Annotated in this window: 17 protein-coding genes; 6 read left to right on the plus strand and 11 right to left on the minus strand. The window is 39.7% G+C overall.

Translation table 11 applies throughout. The annotated features are described in order from the left end of the window. Positions 1 to 13 precede the first annotated feature (13 nt). Entirely contained in the window at positions 14 to 97 is an 84-nt protein-coding gene (locus ACQKKO_RS09490) for a YjcZ family sporulation protein (RefSeq protein WP_498646914.1), read from the plus strand. Positions 98 to 165: 68 nt separating this feature from the next. Here the strand turns inward: ACQKKO_RS09490 and ACQKKO_RS09495 are convergent, their stop codons facing one another. Genes ACQKKO_RS09495 through ACQKKO_RS09510 form a run of 4 tightly spaced genes read right to left on the minus strand, consistent with a single transcriptional unit; the run spans position 166 to position 3,568 of the window. Then, entirely contained in the window at positions 166 to 834 is a 669-nt protein-coding gene (locus tag ACQKKO_RS09495; protein ID WP_498646553.1) for an ABC transporter permease, read from the minus strand. Continuing rightward, positions 835 to 1,752, minus strand: a complete 918-nt coding sequence (locus ACQKKO_RS09500) for an osmoprotectant ABC transporter substrate-binding protein (protein ID WP_498646555.1) — start codon at positions 1,750 to 1,752, stop codon at positions 835 to 837. An 18-nt stretch (positions 1,753 to 1,770) separates the two neighbouring features. Then, on the minus strand, positions 1,771 to 2,424 hold the full coding sequence (locus ACQKKO_RS09505; protein WP_498646557.1) for an ABC transporter permease: 654 nt from the start codon (positions 2,422 to 2,424) through the stop codon (positions 1,771 to 1,773). Further along, on the minus strand, positions 2,417 to 3,568 hold the full coding sequence (locus ACQKKO_RS09510; protein WP_498646559.1) for an ABC transporter ATP-binding protein: 1,152 nt from the start codon (positions 3,566 to 3,568) through the stop codon (positions 2,417 to 2,419). Before ACQKKO_RS09510 ends, ACQKKO_RS09505 begins: the two co-directional genes overlap by 8 nt. A gap of 170 nt (positions 3,569 to 3,738) precedes the next feature. On the opposite strand from ACQKKO_RS09510, the gene ACQKKO_RS09515 reads away from it, so the two are divergent. Beyond that, positions 3,739 to 4,281, plus strand: coding sequence for a GbsR/MarR family transcriptional regulator (locus ACQKKO_RS09515; protein WP_498646561.1), 543 nt, complete (start codon positions 3,739 to 3,741; stop codon positions 4,279 to 4,281). A 46-nt stretch (positions 4,282 to 4,327) separates the two neighbouring features. Here ACQKKO_RS09515 and ACQKKO_RS09520 read toward each other — a convergent pair whose 3' ends face one another. Both ACQKKO_RS09520 and ACQKKO_RS09525 read right to left on the minus strand, forming a co-directional pair. Then, a complete protein-coding gene (locus ACQKKO_RS09520) occupies positions 4,328 to 4,666 on the minus strand; it encodes a metal-sulfur cluster assembly factor (protein WP_498646563.1) in 339 nt (112 codons plus the stop codon). A gap of 54 nt (positions 4,667 to 4,720) precedes the next feature. After that, positions 4,721 to 5,470 (minus strand): SDR family NAD(P)-dependent oxidoreductase, encoded by a 750-nt coding sequence (locus ACQKKO_RS09525; RefSeq protein ID WP_498646565.1) that lies wholly within the window; start codon positions 5,468 to 5,470, stop codon positions 4,721 to 4,723. 69 nt (positions 5,471 to 5,539) lie between these two features. Here ACQKKO_RS09525 and ACQKKO_RS09530 point away from each other — a divergent pair, with 69 nt between their 5' ends. Genes ACQKKO_RS09530 through ACQKKO_RS09545 form a run of 4 tightly spaced genes read left to right on the plus strand, consistent with a single transcriptional unit; the run spans position 5,540 to position 9,621 of the window. Next, on the plus strand, positions 5,540 to 6,322 hold the full coding sequence (locus tag ACQKKO_RS09530) for a carotenoid biosynthesis protein (RefSeq protein ID WP_498646567.1): 783 nt from the start codon (positions 5,540 to 5,542) through the stop codon (positions 6,320 to 6,322). A gap of 4 nt (positions 6,323 to 6,326) precedes the next feature. Then, on the plus strand, positions 6,327 to 7,046 hold the full coding sequence (locus tag ACQKKO_RS09535; RefSeq protein ID WP_498646569.1) for a lysophospholipid acyltransferase family protein: 720 nt from the start codon (positions 6,327 to 6,329) through the stop codon (positions 7,044 to 7,046). Then, positions 7,043 to 8,152, plus strand: coding sequence for a glycosyltransferase family 2 protein (locus tag ACQKKO_RS09540; RefSeq protein ID WP_498646571.1), 1,110 nt, complete (start codon positions 7,043 to 7,045; stop codon positions 8,150 to 8,152). Before ACQKKO_RS09535 ends, ACQKKO_RS09540 begins: the two co-directional genes overlap by 4 nt. After that, positions 8,149 to 9,621, plus strand: a complete 1,473-nt coding sequence (locus ACQKKO_RS09545) for a phytoene desaturase family protein (protein WP_498646573.1) — start codon at positions 8,149 to 8,151, stop codon at positions 9,619 to 9,621. Before ACQKKO_RS09540 ends, ACQKKO_RS09545 begins: the two co-directional genes overlap by 4 nt. A 60-nt stretch (positions 9,622 to 9,681) precedes the next feature. Here the strand turns inward: ACQKKO_RS09545 and ACQKKO_RS09550 are convergent, their stop codons facing one another. From ACQKKO_RS09550 to ACQKKO_RS09570, 5 genes are all read right to left on the minus strand, one after another. Next, on the minus strand, positions 9,682 to 10,515 hold the full coding sequence (locus tag ACQKKO_RS09550) for a phytoene/squalene synthase family protein (protein ID WP_498646575.1): 834 nt from the start codon (positions 10,513 to 10,515) through the stop codon (positions 9,682 to 9,684). Continuing rightward, on the minus strand, positions 10,512 to 11,981 hold the full coding sequence (locus tag ACQKKO_RS09555) for a phytoene desaturase family protein (RefSeq protein ID WP_498646577.1): 1,470 nt from the start codon (positions 11,979 to 11,981) through the stop codon (positions 10,512 to 10,514). The genes ACQKKO_RS09550 and ACQKKO_RS09555 overlap by 4 nt, the downstream gene beginning before the upstream one ends. Then, complete coding sequence (locus ACQKKO_RS09560) at positions 11,978 to 13,474, minus strand: phytoene desaturase family protein (RefSeq protein ID WP_498646579.1); 1,497 nt, start codon at positions 13,472 to 13,474, stop codon at positions 11,978 to 11,980. Before ACQKKO_RS09560 ends, ACQKKO_RS09555 begins: the two co-directional genes overlap by 4 nt. A 107-nt stretch (positions 13,475 to 13,581) precedes the next feature. Next, positions 13,582 to 16,437 (minus strand): ATP-binding protein, encoded by a 2,856-nt coding sequence (locus ACQKKO_RS09565; RefSeq protein WP_498646580.1) that lies wholly within the window; start codon positions 16,435 to 16,437, stop codon positions 13,582 to 13,584. Further along, a complete protein-coding gene (locus ACQKKO_RS09570) occupies positions 16,434 to 16,796 on the minus strand; it encodes a response regulator (RefSeq protein ID WP_498646581.1) in 363 nt (120 codons plus the stop codon). The genes ACQKKO_RS09565 and ACQKKO_RS09570 overlap by 4 nt, the downstream gene beginning before the upstream one ends. Positions 16,797 to 16,809: the final 13 nt, after the last annotated feature.

Below are 16,809 nucleotides of genomic sequence, written 5' to 3' on the forward strand. Positions count from 1 at the left end.
AGGAGTGTTGACAATGGGCGGATTTGAAAATGGTTTTGCGTTTATCGTTGTTCTATTCATTCTTCTAGTGATCGTTGGCTCAGCTTACAGCTACTAAGTCAACTATCTCTGTGTAAAAAAAGACCTCACTGACTAGTGTTCATGTCAGTTGAGGTCTTGTTCTATTTAAACTGGATTTGTTTGCTTTTGTTGTTTCGTTGTCGGGGAAAGAATTCGTTCGATCCATCCCATCAATACGTCAGCTAAAATCGCCATGAGCGCAGTTGGAATTGCACCAGCTAAAATGATTGCTGCTCCATCTGTGGCATTTGTTCCTCTAATGACAATATCGCCAAGTCCACCAGCTCCTATAAACGTTCCAATCGTTGTAATTCCAATTGAAAAAACTAAGGCTGTCCGCAAGCCTGCGGTAATGACAGACAACGCAAGCGGCAATTCAAGCATATACAACAGCTGCCACCTTGTCATGCCCATTGCTCTCCCTGATTCCACGAGTGAACGATCGACATTTTTAATACCGATATACGTATTTCGTAAAATAGGTAGCAACGAATATAGAAACAACGCTAACACAACTGTATTAGCTCCTAAACCCAATACAAGCATTAAAACAGCTAGCATCGCAAGGGCTGGGATCGTTTGAATTACATTTGTAATGGTTAAGACCGCACCACTAAGCTTACTATAACGAGCAATCAAAATGCCAAGGGGTATAGCAACAAGTGCAGCAAAGAACACCCCATACGCCGACATCAGAAAATGACGATAAAATTCGGTCCATACATACCCGCCATTCTGAGAGTAATAAAGAATTAAATCTTGTATGATGTCCATTTAATCAACCCCCTCAGCAAAAAACTGATTCTCATCTAAAAATTCTCTTGCAACAACAGCTGGTTCTTTCATAAAGAAATCGGACTCGTAATTTAATTCCTGCATTTTTTCTGTATCGATAGTTCCAACTAGTCGATTTAAGATTGCTTCAAGCTCCGGATGTTCTCTTAAAAGCTCGTTATCTACAACCATGGACGCATCATAAGGTGGAAAGAACTGACGATCATCTTCAAGAATTTTCAAATCGTATGCAGCAATTCGTCCATCCGTTGTATAGGCTAGAACGGCATCCATACGTCCGCTTTCAACTGCGTCATACACTAATCCAATTTGCATGGGAGAAATATTTTCAAATCCAAAATACGTTTCTTGGAATCCTTCATATCCATCTCCGGCACGGTTTATCCAAGATCCATCTACGCCAACTCGAAGTTCATCGGCCTGATCCTCCAGATCACTGACTTTCTCTAAATTCTCCTGACTCGCCATGTCATTCGTCACCGTAATAGCATATGAATTCGCAAATCCATACGAATCAAACCAAACTTGATCATATCTTTCTGGAAACTCCTCTTGTACGACTTCAAGGGCAAGTTCAGGATCCATCACTGGTTCCAAATTTAATGCACCGGCTATATCTGTTCCCGTATAGCGAGTAGCTGAAATATCTACATCTCCATTCAGCATGGCTTGATGCATCACGATGGAAGAACCTAAATTATTGATCATTTCCACTTTTAAATCGGTTTCTTCTTCAATCAGCTCTTTGATCAGGTTTCCAACAATCATTGACTCTGTCGTATTGACCGCACCGATTTTTACTGTTCCACTTGCCGGTCCGCTTAAACCTGGCAAGGAACAGCCGGTTAGGACAGTTGCTAGTAATGGGATAGCAACCATTGATTTTATTTTTAGCATGATGAACATCTCCTTCTGTTACACGGTTTTCTCATGAGTTTCAATCCCTTTTGGTGTAACAGTTTTTTCTATTTTTCCAAAAATCACATCCGTTAATAAAGCTAGGATGGTTACAGGCACAGCTCCAGCTATGATAAACGACGGATCGTAAAGGTTTAACCCACTAAAAATAAAATCACCTAAGCCTCCAGCTCCTATAAACGATGCGAGAGCAGCCCAACCAATTAAATACACCGAGGACACACGAATGCCTGACATGATGACAGGAGACGCGAGAGGCAATTCAATTCCCTTTACCCGCTCCCAGGTGGTCATCCCCATTCCCTTGCCAGCCTCTATTAGGTTTGGATCAACCTCTTTTACACTTGTGTATGTGTTTCGCAGAATTGGTAAAACAGAGTATAAGAACAAGGCAACGACTGCGGGTACAGTTCCCACTCCTAAAAAAGGAATAAAAAAGGCTAGGATAGCAAGACTCGGAATGGTTTGCAGAACACTCACAGTACCAATTACCCATTGAGCGAGTTTTGGTACACGAGTTAATGCAATACCTAAAGGAATGGCGACTAAAATTCCAAGTAACACAGCTAAGTAAGAAATATAAATATGTTCCCACGTTTTAATAAGAAGTTCGTTTCCATTTGCTTGTAGAAATTCAATCAGCTCATTCATGAGTTACTCCTCCAACTGCCACACCTTCATCTTCTCCCCAGATGGAGTCATACACCATATCAACTAAGCTTGCTCGAGTTACGATGCCCACAAGTATATCTTGGTTGTTTACAACGGGAGAATAACTCACACCGCGTTTTAACAAACGGTGAATCGTGTCCCGAATCAAGGCATCTTCTTGAACCTTATGAAGACTTGGTTTTACTAAGGAGTCAATGGATTCCAATGAACGATTGCGATCGATCGACTCAAGATCAATGTATCCCTTTAGAACACCCGCCTCGTCCGTTACAAGGAGTGAGTCTACTCGTGATTGCTTCATCCGTTTTAGGGCACTTGCCGGTGTTTGTTTGCCACTTATAGAGATTGGATGTTTACTCATGACCTGGGCAATGGTTTGTACATTTGGTCGTCCTTGTAATAGACGTTCTCTACCAATAAAGTCTTCGACAAACTCATTAGCTGGATTCCTTAAAATTTCTTCTGGCGAATCCATTTGGACAATTTCTCCATCCTTCATAATAACGATTCGATCAGCTAGCTTAATCGCTTCATCCATATCGTGTGTGACAAATACAATGGTTTTATCTAACGAACGCTGTAGTCGCTTAAATTCTTCCTGTAAAGAATCCCTTGTAATTGGATCAAGTGCACCAAATGGCTCGTCCATTAAAATAAGTGGCGGATTTGCTGCCAAGGCACGTAACACTCCAATACGCTGCTGTTGACCTCCACTTAGTTCATGTGGATATCTGTTCAGATACTCTTTAGGCATATCTACTAATGATAATAATTCCTCTGCTCGTTTTGATTTCTTACTTGAAGTCCATTTTAGTAAACGAGGAACCAATGTAATGTTTTCTTCAATCGTCATGTGAGGAAATAAACCAATTTGTTGAATCACATATCCAATCTTCCTACGAAGCTTTACAGCATCCTGCGTCAACAAATCTTCATCATTAATATAAATTTTGCCGTTTGAAGGTTCAATTAATCGGTTAATCATTTTCATAGTGGTTGTTTTACCACAGCCACTTGGGCCAATGATGCAAATGAACTCTCCTTTTTTGATATCCATTGATACGTTGTTTACAGCTTTCTTTCCACCTTTATAGGTTTTGGTCACATTTTCCATACGCAGCATTTTCTGCACCTCCGAATAAATTAACAGGTTTCATTATAAACTATCTACAATAAAAAGTTTACAAAAAGTTTATAAAGGATTAATTTGGAACTTTTTAAATTTGAGACTTCTTTTCAAGAAAAAAATATGGTACATTATCTCTGACAATAAGTGAATGAGGTGCGCAGGACATGAAAGGGGCTTCTTCTGAATTCTTACAAAAAATCGAAGAACAATATATTGAGGGTATTGCTGATAACATGCGGACATACGGTGTGTCTGCAACAGTTGGCAGGGTACTTGGAGTAATTTACACAAACCGTAAACCAATGACGCTTGAAGAGTTGTCTACGGAAACCGGTATGAGCAAAACAAGAATGAGTCAAGTCGTACGCGAAATGATTGACTTAAATATCGCCAGCAAGGTATACGAAAAAGGCGTCAGAAAAGATTTGTATAATGTCGAAGAAGATTATTATCAAACCTTCATCTCACTTTTCACCTCTAATTGGCAGAAGGTTATTCAAAAAAATAAAATGATTGGCAAACGTTTGGCTAATCAGATCCATAAAGAACTAGAAGAAAACGATCAGTTAACCGAGTACACCGAACAAGAACTAAACCTATGGTTACACGAAACAAAACAGTGGATGAATTATTACCAATGGCTGGATGAGTTAATTGATTTCTTTGAAAGCGGCGAAATCTTCAAACACGTTCCAAAACCTGAATAATTCATAAAGAAACCCCTACCTTGGTATTGGTAGGGGTTTCTTTATCCTATGATTCATGTACTCCTAGTGCAATCTTGGCGTATCGTGACATCATACTCTTAGACCAAGGCGGATTCCAAACAATATCCACCTCTACCTCTCCAATATCTCCAATTTCCGTTAATTCGCTTAATGCTTCTTTCACTGAACGATGAATTTCTCCAGCTAGTGGACACCCCATCGCGGTCAGTGTCATCACAACTGTAACGTTATTCTCTTCATCTAGTTTAATCTCATAAACAAGCCCCAAATTTACGATATCAATCCCAAGTTCAGGATCGATTACTTGTTCAAGCTGCCCCATTACTTGATCTTTTGTTTGTTGCTTTTCTTGTTCAGTGCTCATCGTTACACCTCTTCCTAATTACTTTACCCTAGGCAGGTAAGATCAAACCTCTTTTTAGTGCTCATAGATCATTTTTTTCGACATTCCACCGTCAATCGTTACATTTTCACCGGTAATAAATTTATTTCTCGGATCTGTTAAAAATAAACATAGACGTGCAACATCTGAAGGTTCTCCAACTCTTTTTGAAAAATGCTGCGAATGATCTACATCTCTTAGTTCACTTACATCACCTGTATGGATCCAACCAGGACTGATGCTGTTTACTTGGATATGCTGATCTTGCAAGGAAGCAGCAAGTGCATGTGTTAATGAGACAATAGCGCCTTTTGATGCAGCGTATGCTTCGGAGTTAGGCTCACTCATCGCCGCTCTTGTTGAAGCCATATTAATAATAGACCCTCCACTTCCCCCTTTTCCCATCAGCTTTGCTGCTTCTTTACTACATAAGAATGTTCCTTTTGCATTTGTATTCATCACTTTATCCCATTCATCTTCTTCTAACTCAAGTGGTGACTTCCACTTAGAAATACCTGCACTATTAATACATACATCTAAGCGCCCATAGGTGTCTTCGATTCGCTCCATCATCCGTTTTACCTGATCTCCCCGAGAGACATCACAGGCAATCACGATGGCTTCCCCACTAGCTTCACGTATCTTTTTTAACGTACGCTCTGCATCTTCCGCGATCACATCCGAAATAATGACTTGATCGCCTTGTTTTGCAAAAGCAAGCGCTACTTCGGCCCCGATGCCATTTCCAGCCCCTGTCACGAGTACTACACGCTTATTCATAGCCATTCCTCCTCCGCTCATTGTACAATGAGCATAGTGTCTACATATAGTTTAGAGAATTTCTGGAGGGTTGTCATGTTAGAGAACTTTGATCGGTATATTTTTCGTTTTTTTGTTTTTTGGTACATATGTGGTGTGATTCTTCTTACGTTTGATATCCTACCACCAAGCCTCGAATGGGCAAATACTGTGTTTCTAGTATTAACCGGAGTACTCGGTGCAATCTTTCTAATTAAACAATACGGAAGGATCCTCGGAACGGCTTTATCCATTTTAATTGTGATCATCACCTTTATAGTTGAGGGCGTTGGTGTACACTACGGCATCCTTTTTGGTGATTACTTTTATAATCCTGACTTTGGTTTGATTTTGTTTGAGGTGCCTTTCACGATTGGAGCGGCATGGTTAATGGTTATCTCGACAACCCATGTGATTGCCCGGGCTTATACATGGAGAATTGAAAACAAATGGGTGGAATGGCTTACATACACTGTTCTTGGCTCAACAGCCGCGGTGATTATGGACATTGTTCTTGATCCTGTTGCGTTTCAAGTGAAAGAGTATTGGATATGGGCAGCCGGAGGATTTTATTACGATATTCCATTTTCAAATTTCTTTGGTTGGTTTGTTTTAGCCTTTATCTTACATACAGTTGTTTATATAACACTCCAATTGGTTGGAAAATGGACAGGCTTCAAAGATACATATTGGGAGCCTCGAATGGTTTGGCTCTATGTAATGGTTCTAATGATGTTTGTTATTTTAGCCATCACTCATCAATTATGGTTAGCTGTTCTTATATCCATGCTTTTAAGCATTCCATTAGTCATTGGATACAACAAGTGGAAGGAATCATAATCTCATGATTAAAGCGCAAAAAAGTGCATTTTTTAGTAAGACCTTTCATTTGTATAACACATTTTGGCTTTTAAAGCGCTCTTTTTCAAGCATATCGATTAAAGGTACGTTTCATCAAGAAGACGCTGGAGTACTCATACTAGCTAATCATTCGAGCTGGTGGGATGGTTTAATTACCTTTTATCTCACTCAAACGGTTTGCCCGTATGATAGCTATGCGATGATGAGTGAAAAAGGCATGAGGGAATTCCCATTTTTCAAGCGAATTGGTGCCTTCTCTGTTGATGTGGAAAAGCCCCGTTCCATTGTAGAAACACTTTCCTATGCAAAAGCGAAATTGCATAATCACAAAGCTGTCTGGATGTTTCCACAAGGAGCGGAGCAGCCATTGGAGAAAAGGCCACTCGAGTTTAAAACAGGATCCGCACATTTAGCTACCAAGGACAAAAAGGTGACGATTTATACCATTACCTATTACTACATGATGTCTCATGAGCAGAAGCCAAGACTCTATATTGAGATTAGCTCACCTATCCATTCTCACTCATTTACGAAACGATCTCGTCAGGAAGTGACTACCTTGCTTGAAGAAACGATGACTACTCAACTGAATCAACAACGAGACAACATTGCACGTGAGGATACCTCTGATTACACGGTTCTCCTCTCAGGAAACCGCTCTGTTAGTGACTGGTTTAATACCTTATCAGGTTCAAAATCATGACTGTTCTTGTCTATTGTCTGATAGCGTTACTGAGCTTGCTCTTTATTTGGGTTTTTTGTAACCAATTCTTTATGCCAAGGCTCTCTCACCAACCAGTTATTGAAGAGAAGCCATTGGTAAGTATCTTAGTCCCAATGAGAGACGAAGAAACAAATGTAGTGGATCTCATTCAAAATTTGTCAGCCTTAACGTATCCAAACGTTGAATGTATCTTTTTAGATGATCAGTCAACAGACTTAACTGGTGAGCTTATCCGTCAGGAATCGAATCATTTATCTACAGTTCGTTTAATGACAGGAAAGGACCTTCCAGCTGGGTGGGTTGGTAAGGTCCACGCCTGTCATCAGTTAAGTCAGCAAGCAAAAGGTGCCTACTTGCTCTTTTTAGACGCCGATGTCAGACTTGCTCCAGATACAATCGAGCAGTCTATTGCCCTCATGAAGAATCAAGGATCTGGTCTGTTAACAGGCTTTCCAAGATTCCCGGTAACTGGACTTCTTGCTAAGCTTCTCGTTCCTATGCAGCATGTGCTTATTTATTTGCACCTGCCATTATATCTAGCAAACCGAACATCTCACGTAACAGCGAGTGCAGCTCATGGTAGCTTCATGTTGTTTGAAACCATGACCTACCGCTCGATTGGCGGACACAAATCGGTTAAACATTCTCTCGTAGAAGATGTTCATTTGGCAAGAGCCATTAAAAAGTCGGGTGCTAAAGCTTGCCTAGCAAACGTTACAGATCATGTAACCTGTTATATGTACCACCGAAATCGAGATGTCTGGCAGGGCTTTTCAAAAAATGCATTTCCGGGCATCGGTCGTTCTTACCTGTTAGCAGTTTGTATCATTTGTTTGTATAGTGTTCTTTTTATATCTCCCTTAGTCCTTGCGGGTCTGGCTTTTACTCATGCATGGTACTACGCTCTCCCCCTACTCATAAGTTTAGGGATACGGTTTTTAATTGATCAACTAGCGAATCAAAGAAACTGGATTTGGCTACTCATGCCTTTTTCAGCGATTGCATTTATTCTCATTCTTATGCGGTCTATGGCGCTTGCATGGAGTAAATCAGGCTTCACCTGGAAAGGACGTACCTATTCATGAAAACAGTTGTTATTATTGGCGGGGGATTAGCAGGATTAAGTTCAGCGATTTCACTTGCAAAGAAAGGCTTTCAAGTAAAGCTGTTTGAGAAAAATGCGCACTTTGGCGGGAAGATGAGAAGATACCAGCTTGGAACCGCTTCCTTTGATTTTGGACCCAATACGATCACAATGCCTGAAGTATTTGATCGAGTGATTCGGGAATCTGGAGCCGACCCTAAAGACTATTTTACGTTCAAGCGCCTCGATACGCACACTCGTAATTATTTCACAGATGGTACACATCTTGATATGACGGCAGATCAAGAATGGATGAAACAAAATCTAGCTTCATTTGGCATCCCAGCCCAATCGTACGATCGTTATTTAAGAGATATTTCAAGGCTTTATACGTTGTCAAAAGAGTATTTCTTTCCACGTACATTTGCTAGCTGGAAGGACTATCTCTCCCCTTCACTATCTAGGGCATTACTAAAGGTCCACCCGTTCACAACATTAGATACGTTTCATCGTCGTTATTTTACAAATGATAAGGTTGTACAAATGTTTAATCGATATGCAACATATATTGGTTCCTCGCCTTACCTGTCACCAGCAACCTTCTCAATGATTGCATATTTAGAATTGATTCAAGGAATCTACTATGTCGAAGGCGGGAATCCGCGTATTGCTGAGGGTTTTGTTAAGAGAGCAGAAGAATTAGGTGTAGAGCTCTACTCGAATAAAGAAGTCATTCGAATTCAAGTATCTAATAAGAAAGCAACGGGTGTAGAACTGGCAGACGGCTCGCATGTTTCATGTGATCAATTGATTATGAATGGCGATTTGTTGCAGGTATATCCTGAGCTAGTCGCAGAGAAAGATCGTCCATCCTTTTCTAATCAAAAGCGTGACCAGCTAGAACCTTCTATCTCTGCATTTGTGATTCTAGTAGCCTTAAACAAGCGTTTACCGAGCCTCATCCATCATCAAGTGTATTTTAGTGAAGAGTATCTGTCTGAGTTTGAAGACCTTTTTGATACACAAACATTAAGTGAACATCCTACCATCTATATCTGCAATTCGTCTTATACGGACCGAAATGCCTCACCTGATGGAGATAATCTATTTATTCTTGTGAATGCACCTGCCATTAAAGACCAAGGTACACCAATAGATTATAAAGCGTACAAGCAGCATATATATCATGTGTTAAAGTCTACCTACAACCTTGATCTTGTTCCTCATATTAGTCATGAGCAAGTCATCTCACCAGAGCAAATCCAAAGCGATTATTACGCCTATAAAGGAGCGTTATATGGCGTGTCCGCTAATACAAAAAAGAATGCATTCTTGCGACCTGCAAACCGGGCGAAAGACGTACGTAATCTATATTTTGTTGGTGGGTCTACTCACCCAGGCGGGGGGTCACCTATGGTTGTTTTAAGTGGATTAAATGTGGCCAGCTTGATTCATAAAGAACAAGCTTGAGAGTAAAGCAAAAAGCGAGTGATTCTATAACAGAATCCTCGCTTTTTGCTTTACTCTATCCTATAATTGCGCCAAAATTTCTTTTTTCTCTTCTTGTGTAATAAAAGAACGTGTGGTAAAAACTTGATAATGATTGCGTCTAACTGAATTTAAGATGGCTCGATACATAAACGCCGCACCTTTTACCGGTAGACGGGCGTCTAAAGGATAATGTTCAATACTCTCAAGTGCAATACTATATAATTCTTCAGCACGTGTGGCCATATGCTCCCAAAGTTGAATGAAATCTTCTGTTACTTGACCTAGTTTAATTTGTTCTTCTGTCACTCCATATTGCAACATTAGATCACTTGGTAAATAGATTCGATCTCGCTCAATGTCCTCTCCGATGTCCCGCAAAATATTTGTAATTTGCATAGCTGTCCCTAAAGCTTTTCCACCTTCTACAAGATGTTTATGATTGTTTGGAGCCAATACAGGAAGCAGCATAAGACCAACCGTCCCAGCAACATAATAAGAGTATTCTTCTACTTCGACCATCGTTTGATAACGATTTTTGAAAAGATCCATCTTTTGACCTTTAATCATATCTTCAAATGCTTGCTGATTTATTTCAAACCGTTTAAACACATCATTTAGAGCTAACCACATTGAATCATGTAGTGATAATTCATTGCGTAAAAACAAACGAAAATGGTCTTCAAACTGCGCTAATTCCATATGGGGATTAGCGCCCTCGTCTACAATATCATCTACACTACGACAATAAGCATAAATGGCCCAGACCGCTTTTCTTTTAGAAGCAGGTAATAAGCTAAATGCCTTCGCAAAGGTTTTAGAGTGGCGATTAATGATGCGATGACAATCCTCATAGGCTTCTTCTAGCTTTCTCAAATTGTATTCTCCTTCCTAGTAACTGAATCTGTTTCTTCCTCCAGATAATCAGATAACAGTTTTGCTCCTTGCATCACGATAGGAATTCCTCCACCTGGATGAATAGAAGCACCAACGGCATAGACGTTATCGCGACCAAATGGTTTGATCTGCGGCCTGAACACACCAGACTGCCTTAGAACAGGAGCTAAGCCAAAGCTACCACCTTGGTAAAGTCCCTCTGCTTCAGCATGTTTCGGAGTACGCACGTCCATCCACTCTATATGTTCTCGTAAATTGGGAAAATGCCATGATTCCAACGTATCAACACACATGTCCACAAATTCATTGATCTGCTCCCAATTAACAGATGAACCTGATGGCACCGGCACTAATACGTACAGCACACCTTTTCCAGCAGGTGCTAGAGACTCATCAATTTTAGATGGATGGAAAGCATAAAGTGATGGATTTGAAGGGATTTTTTTATCAACAAAAATCTCTTTCATGTTCTGATTAAAATCTCGAGACATGTAAAACTGATGTACATTAGCCTCTTCATAGATCGTATCTAAGCCAAAATAGAGCAATAGGCATGAAGAAGATGACACATACGATTGCTTTTTCGCTTTCTTTTCAGGAAACAACGTTTGCATGAGTGGTACTTCTCCATTCATCACAAATCGATCAGCGCTAAAGCGTTTTTCATTTGAGTAGACCGCATGGACGAGGTTGTTTTTCTCTTCGATTTGATCCACACCTGTATTCAAGTGAATCTCTACTCCACGCTTACGCAGCTCCTGTTCAAGGATAGGAACGAGACTGCCATAACCGCCTTTGATATACCAGATGCCATGATAATGCTCACTAAATGACACGAGTGAATACAGAGCTGGCGACGTGGATGGTGCTCCACCTATATAAAGAGTTTGCAGTGAAAACGCCTCTTGCAGTCGTTTGTCCTTAAAAAAGTGTGCAGTTTGCTTCTCTACTGACTGATACGCTTTTAATTTCACGAGAGCTGCTAATGATGTAAAACTAAAAAAGTCACGCTTATTCATAAAGTGGCGATCCAAAAAGACAGATTTCCCTAAATTAAACCGAGTATTCATCGTCTCCATATAATGAATAAAAGATTGTTCCTCACCTGGAAACACGCGATTAATCTCAGCCAACTGTTCTTCTTTATCACTCCACTTTAAGAAGGTGGTATTGTCTGAATACGTTAAGGAGTAAAGGGGATCAACGCGAACCATTTCTATTTGATTTGGATTCACTCCCACTTCTTCGAGAATGGTACGAATGATATCAGGTAATAAAACAATAGTAGGACCCTTATCCATTTTAAATCCATCTCGCTCGATGAGAGCGAGACGACCTCCAAGTTTCGTATCTTTCTCAAGAATGACGACCTCTTCACCGCGATTTGATAAGTAAAGAGCTGTGATGAGACCACCAATTCCTCCACCAACAATGATGGTTTTCATCGTTGAACCAACCCCTTTTTATCGTGTTCCATAATCGAGTTAGCTGTAATTCTCGCAGACTCAAAAATGGTTGGCAGCCCACTTCCAGGGTGAGTACCTCCACCAACTAACCAGCAATTCTTCAAACTTTGGAACTTGTTATGCGGTCTAAAGTACATCATTTGACCTAAGTTATGGGCCAAATTAAATGTCGCCCCTTGATAAACATGATGTTGCTTTTGCCAATCATCCGGGGTTAATAGTTCTTCAAACACAATATGATCACGAAGGTTCTTAAATTCAGTTCGCTCTTCAATAATTGAATAGATTAAATCTCTAAATTCAATCTTATGATTTTCCCAGTCTAATAAACTAAAGTTATTTGGCACAGGTGCAAGAATATAAACACCTGATTGTCCCTTAGGTGCCAAGCTTGAATCCGTCACAATCGGGTTTTGGATGTAAATTGAAGGGTCAGCCGATAGCGTCTTTGTTTTTGTAATTTCTTCCACGTTCTTCTTATAATCCTTTGAGAACACAACTGTATGATGTGCCTGATCGTATTGTTTGTCTAACCCCACATAAATCATAAAGGATGAACAAGAGTATTTCTTTTTATCTAGTTTTTCTTTTGAATACGATTTAAGATTAGATTTATTTAATAGTTCAGTCATTGCATATGCAAAGTCAGCATTAATGACAACTTCATCATAATGGCGTTCTTCTCCATTCGATAATTGAAGCCCGTACACCTTTTTATTCTTCGTTAGAATCTGTTGAATTGGAGTGTTTAAATAGAGCGTCCCCCCATGCTCTCTAACGACTGCTGCCATCGCTTCAGAGATTTGGTTTAATCCACCGCGAGGGTGCCAAACACCATATTCATGCTCCATGTATGATAGAATACTAAACGCACCTGGGCATTCCCATGGAGACATGCCTAGATACTTCGATTGAAATGTAAAAGATAGCTTTAACCGCTCATCATTAAAATAAGAATCTAACACTTCATATAATGATTGGTTTAAAGATAACTCAGGCAGTGCTTTTAACGTACGCCACCTCGCATAGTCAAGGATTGATCCATGCCGGTTTTGTAAAACAGGAAGAAGTGCCGCCATCTTTCTTCTTGTATCTGTCATAAATCGCTCATAGCCTTCTTCGTCTCCAGGGAAGAGTGTCTTGATTTGATTAAATGTCTTCTTTGAATCTTGAGAGGGACTAAAGACCAAATCCTCAAATCGCAATTCATACATTGGCTCTACCTTTATTAAATCAAGGTAATCATCCAGCTTACGTCCCACAGAGTCAAATAATTCTTCAAGTATGTAAGGCATGCTTAAGAATGTAGGACCTCGGTCAAATGTAAAGCCATCTTTCTTCAACGCAGATGTACGTCCACCCACATAAGGATGTTTTTCATATACATCCACTTTGTATCCTCTACCAGAGAGAAGCATAGCACAAGCTAATCCACCTGGACCTGCGCCAACTATTGCTATATGTTTTGCCATTTAGAGTTCACCCTGTCCATATGATTAGTGATTAAGATTTAGTTATATAAAAAGACATGCAAGAGCATGCCTTCAAAATTCCCTCTTCTTCTATATCATAAACCTTTTTACTCCTCTGGCATAACAATTTGGCCTATTTTTTTATCACTTGATAAGGTTTTTTTAATAATCTGTGATAATTCCTGCGGTGGATAAGGCTTTGTGAGGTATTTACTCACTCCAAATTCTTCTGCTTTTTCCCTCACTTCGTTTAATGCAGATGAAATAAACACAGGCACATTTTGGGTTTCGTCAAATTGCTTTAGGGCTTTAATAAAGTCCCATCCATCCATTCCTTCTCCAAGCATTAAATCAACAACAACCGCATCAATTTGCTGCTTTCTTATTCGATGAAGGGCAACGGTTGGATTAAGGTAATGATGAACCTCAAATCCACTTTGCTTAAGCTCTTCTGCTAATAATAGCGCAAGACTTTGATCATCCTCTAAAATAGCGACTCGGTATCGATCATCCTGGTCATCAATGATTGAAGAAATGGGTAACAGTGACTCCTGGCTGTCGTAGGGAAGGGCTAAGATAAATGTACTACCAACACCTAAATCTGATTTCACAGATATGCTCCCACCGTGCGCTTCCATAATTTCTTTAACGATCGGTAAGCCTAAGCCGGTGCCACCAATCTTTCTTCGATCACTGTTATCAATCCGATGAAATTTTGTAAACAGCTTATCAATCTCAGATTCCGGAATGCCGAGTCCTTCATCATTAATGTGAATGTGTAAATCTGTTCCCTTATTTAGCATCACTACTTCCACGTGGCCGCCATTTGGAGAAAACTTAACCGCGTTACTTACCAAATTAACTAGAACCTGTTCCATTCGATTTGGATCAGCCCATATAAAGGTTTGATTCGCTAAATCACGAATGATAAACTGATGATCGTTATACATCGGTTCATATTTTGATATAACTTCGATCACTAATTCTTTTACATTAAAAGACGTTTTGTTATAGGATTGAACGTTTGATTCCATCCGCTGTAGATCTAGGAAATCATTAATTAAATTTGTTAATCGATTGGTTTCTTTATGAATCGTGCGTAAGTATTTTTCTTGTCTTGCCGGTTTTAACTCTCGATCAATCATTAATTCGGTGAACCCGAGTATACTTGACAGCGGCGTGCGCAGCTCGTGGCTTACCGTACTGACGAGCTCGGACTTCATTTGATCCACTTCGTATTCTTTTGTAATATCACGGTGAACAATAATCGTTCCTTTTCTTGTATCGTCACTGTAAACAGGTTCTGCATATACTTCCATCATCGTTTTTCCATCTGATAATTTGTATCTGGTTGTTAAGACTTCATCAGTATCGGCACAGAGCACTTGATCAAAAAACGAAGCCAGCTCTTCAGTCTGTTCAACGCATTTTAAAGACTCTTTTTGCCACGTTTGATAACTATTACATTCAGCATCTGAATGTAAGTTGAATTGAAACATTTCACGAAACAGTTTATTTGAACGAAGCAATGCACCATCACCATCAATGAATTGAATACCTTCATTTACATTATCAATGATATCTTGATTTAATTGTCGATCATACTCTGTTTGCTCGTATAGCATGACCCGTTCAATTGCTATAGAGATATGACCCATAACCCCTTCGAGTTCTTTTTGTTCTTTAAATGAGAAGTCAGAGCCAATTCGCGTACAACAAAATACCGCCATTAGGTCTTTTGTAGAAGAATAGACTGGCACATATAAATCAAATACATCAACAGGTTCTTCAGCAATACCCTGTTCATATTTAGAGGATTTACGTTTGACCTGATGACAAGACTTTTTTTCATTTAATAATACGCCAAGCCCATCTTGAAAATGTGTGGTTAGCTCATTCACTACTTTGTCACTGATCCCACGTTTTGCAGATCGTTTTTTACCTTGTAACGAGACAAACCCTATCCGTTCAACTGGATACAATGTACCCATATGGTCAATGATTTCGTCCAGAAGCTCTTGTTCATTTAATGTAACGGAAATGGTGTGATTAAAGCGATTGTATTTTTCAAGGACGTGACGAATCATCTCTGTTTCCTCAAAAGCAAATCTGAGCTTTTCCTGCTGTTCTTCTAGCTCTTCCTGCTGACTAATCAGTTCTTCATTTTGGGCTACAAGCTCTTCTTCTTTTTCCTGTAATGTTAGCACCATCCCATTAAACGTCCTAGAAAGAATACCCACTTCATCATTTCGGTCTATTTCTATTAGATGAACTTCCTTCCCTGCTGCCAATTGTTCACTCGCTAGTGTTAGATCCTGAAGAGGATTCCCAATTTTCGTGAAGATTCGTCTAAGAATTAGAAACAAGGTAGCGATAAAAATAATAATCAATCCAAAGATTAACCAAAGAATCGTACTATTTGCTACGGTATATTCAGAACTAAGGTCTGCGAGTTTGTCGTTTGTTTGTTTAAGATTGGCTGCGGTCAAACTCGTTAATTCATTTACGAGTTCACCTCCATCAGATACACCTGTCGCTTGAACTTCCTCGACATTTCCGTTATTAATAAGTTCTACCGCTTGCGGAATATAGCCTTCAACTTGGCTGATCAACTCTTCGACAGAATCAATAAAAAGAGACTCATCTGGTTCAAGTGTTAGCTGATTAAATTCATCTATTGTTTCGTTTACAGATTCCATTTGTGTCAGTAAAGATGAAAATTCTGAGGTCGATTGAAAAGCAAAATATCCTCTTAAATGAATAAACATCTGATTTGCACTGTTATCAATTTGAAATGCGAGATCCTGCTTATAAATAAGGACCTCTCTTTCCGCAATATAGTTACTTTGAATCACGCTCACATAATAAACAAAGGTTGAACCAATAATCGTGATAACGAGCATAATAATCGCCATAAATGAAACAAGCTGACGATTTAAACTCTTTTTGAAATAGTCGTTCATCCTAAAATCTCCTGTACCCGTTCAACTAATGCATTTGGACTAAACGGTTTGGCTAAGAAAAAGTTAGCCCCTTTTTTCAAAATCTCTTCTTGGTCAGCTTGCTGACTTTTTGCCGTGAGCATTAAGATTAGTACGTCACGTTTCCCTTCGAGTGATCGAACGTGTTCAATGACTTCAAGGCCAGTGCGCTCTGGCATCATATAATCTAACACGAGAAGGTCAAAGTCATGCTCATGGACAAGATCTAACGCCTCCTGGCCATCGCTTGCTTCATGTACTTCAAGGTCCAAATCTTCCAGTGTATCCGTAATTAACATTCTTAGTACTTCTTCATCATCAGCAACAAGTACTTTTTTCATGTAATCTCCTCTT

Origin of the sequence: Alkalihalobacillus sp. NPDC127517, assembly GCF_050276055.1 — a bacterium.
In the GTDB taxonomy this organism is placed as follows: domain Bacteria; phylum Bacillota; class Bacilli; order Bacillales; family Bacillaceae_D; genus Alkalicoccobacillus.

Excerpts from the sequence above, each read along its gene's own strand:
- ACQKKO_RS09490 (WP_498646914.1), top strand. The coding sequence starts at position 14 with ATGGGCGGATTTGAAAATGGTTTTGCGTTTATCGTTGTTCTATTCATT.
- ACQKKO_RS09495 (WP_498646553.1), bottom strand. The coding sequence starts at position 834 with ATGGACATCATACAAGATTTAATTCTTTATTACTCTCAGAATGGCGGG.
- ACQKKO_RS09500 (WP_498646555.1), bottom strand. The coding sequence starts at position 1,752 with ATGCTAAAAATAAAATCAATGGTTGCTATCCCATTACTAGCAACTGTC.
- ACQKKO_RS09505 (WP_498646557.1), bottom strand. The coding sequence starts at position 2,424 with ATGAATGAGCTGATTGAATTTCTACAAGCAAATGGAAACGAACTTCTT.
- ACQKKO_RS09510 (WP_498646559.1), bottom strand. The coding sequence starts at position 3,568 with ATGCTGCGTATGGAAAATGTGACCAAAACCTATAAAGGTGGAAAGAAA.
- ACQKKO_RS09515 (WP_498646561.1), top strand. The coding sequence starts at position 3,739 with ATGAAAGGGGCTTCTTCTGAATTCTTACAAAAAATCGAAGAACAATAT.
- ACQKKO_RS09520 (WP_498646563.1), bottom strand. The coding sequence starts at position 4,666 with ATGAGCACTGAACAAGAAAAGCAACAAACAAAAGATCAAGTAATGGGG.
- ACQKKO_RS09525 (WP_498646565.1), bottom strand. The coding sequence starts at position 5,470 with ATGGCTATGAATAAGCGTGTAGTACTCGTGACAGGGGCTGGAAATGGC.
- ACQKKO_RS09530 (WP_498646567.1), top strand. The coding sequence starts at position 5,540 with ATGTTAGAGAACTTTGATCGGTATATTTTTCGTTTTTTTGTTTTTTGG.
- ACQKKO_RS09535 (WP_498646569.1), top strand. The coding sequence starts at position 6,327 with ATGATTAAAGCGCAAAAAAGTGCATTTTTTAGTAAGACCTTTCATTTG.
- ACQKKO_RS09540 (WP_498646571.1), top strand. The coding sequence starts at position 7,043 with ATGACTGTTCTTGTCTATTGTCTGATAGCGTTACTGAGCTTGCTCTTT.
- ACQKKO_RS09545 (WP_498646573.1), top strand. The coding sequence starts at position 8,149 with ATGAAAACAGTTGTTATTATTGGCGGGGGATTAGCAGGATTAAGTTCA.
- ACQKKO_RS09555 (WP_498646577.1), bottom strand. The coding sequence starts at position 11,981 with ATGAAAACCATCATTGTTGGTGGAGGAATTGGTGGTCTCATCACAGCT.
- ACQKKO_RS09560 (WP_498646579.1), bottom strand. The coding sequence starts at position 13,474 with ATGGCAAAACATATAGCAATAGTTGGCGCAGGTCCAGGTGGATTAGCT.
- ACQKKO_RS09565 (WP_498646580.1), bottom strand. The coding sequence starts at position 16,437 with ATGAACGACTATTTCAAAAAGAGTTTAAATCGTCAGCTTGTTTCATTT.
- ACQKKO_RS09570 (WP_498646581.1), bottom strand. The coding sequence starts at position 16,796 with ATGAAAAAAGTACTTGTTGCTGATGATGAAGAAGTACTAAGAATGTTA.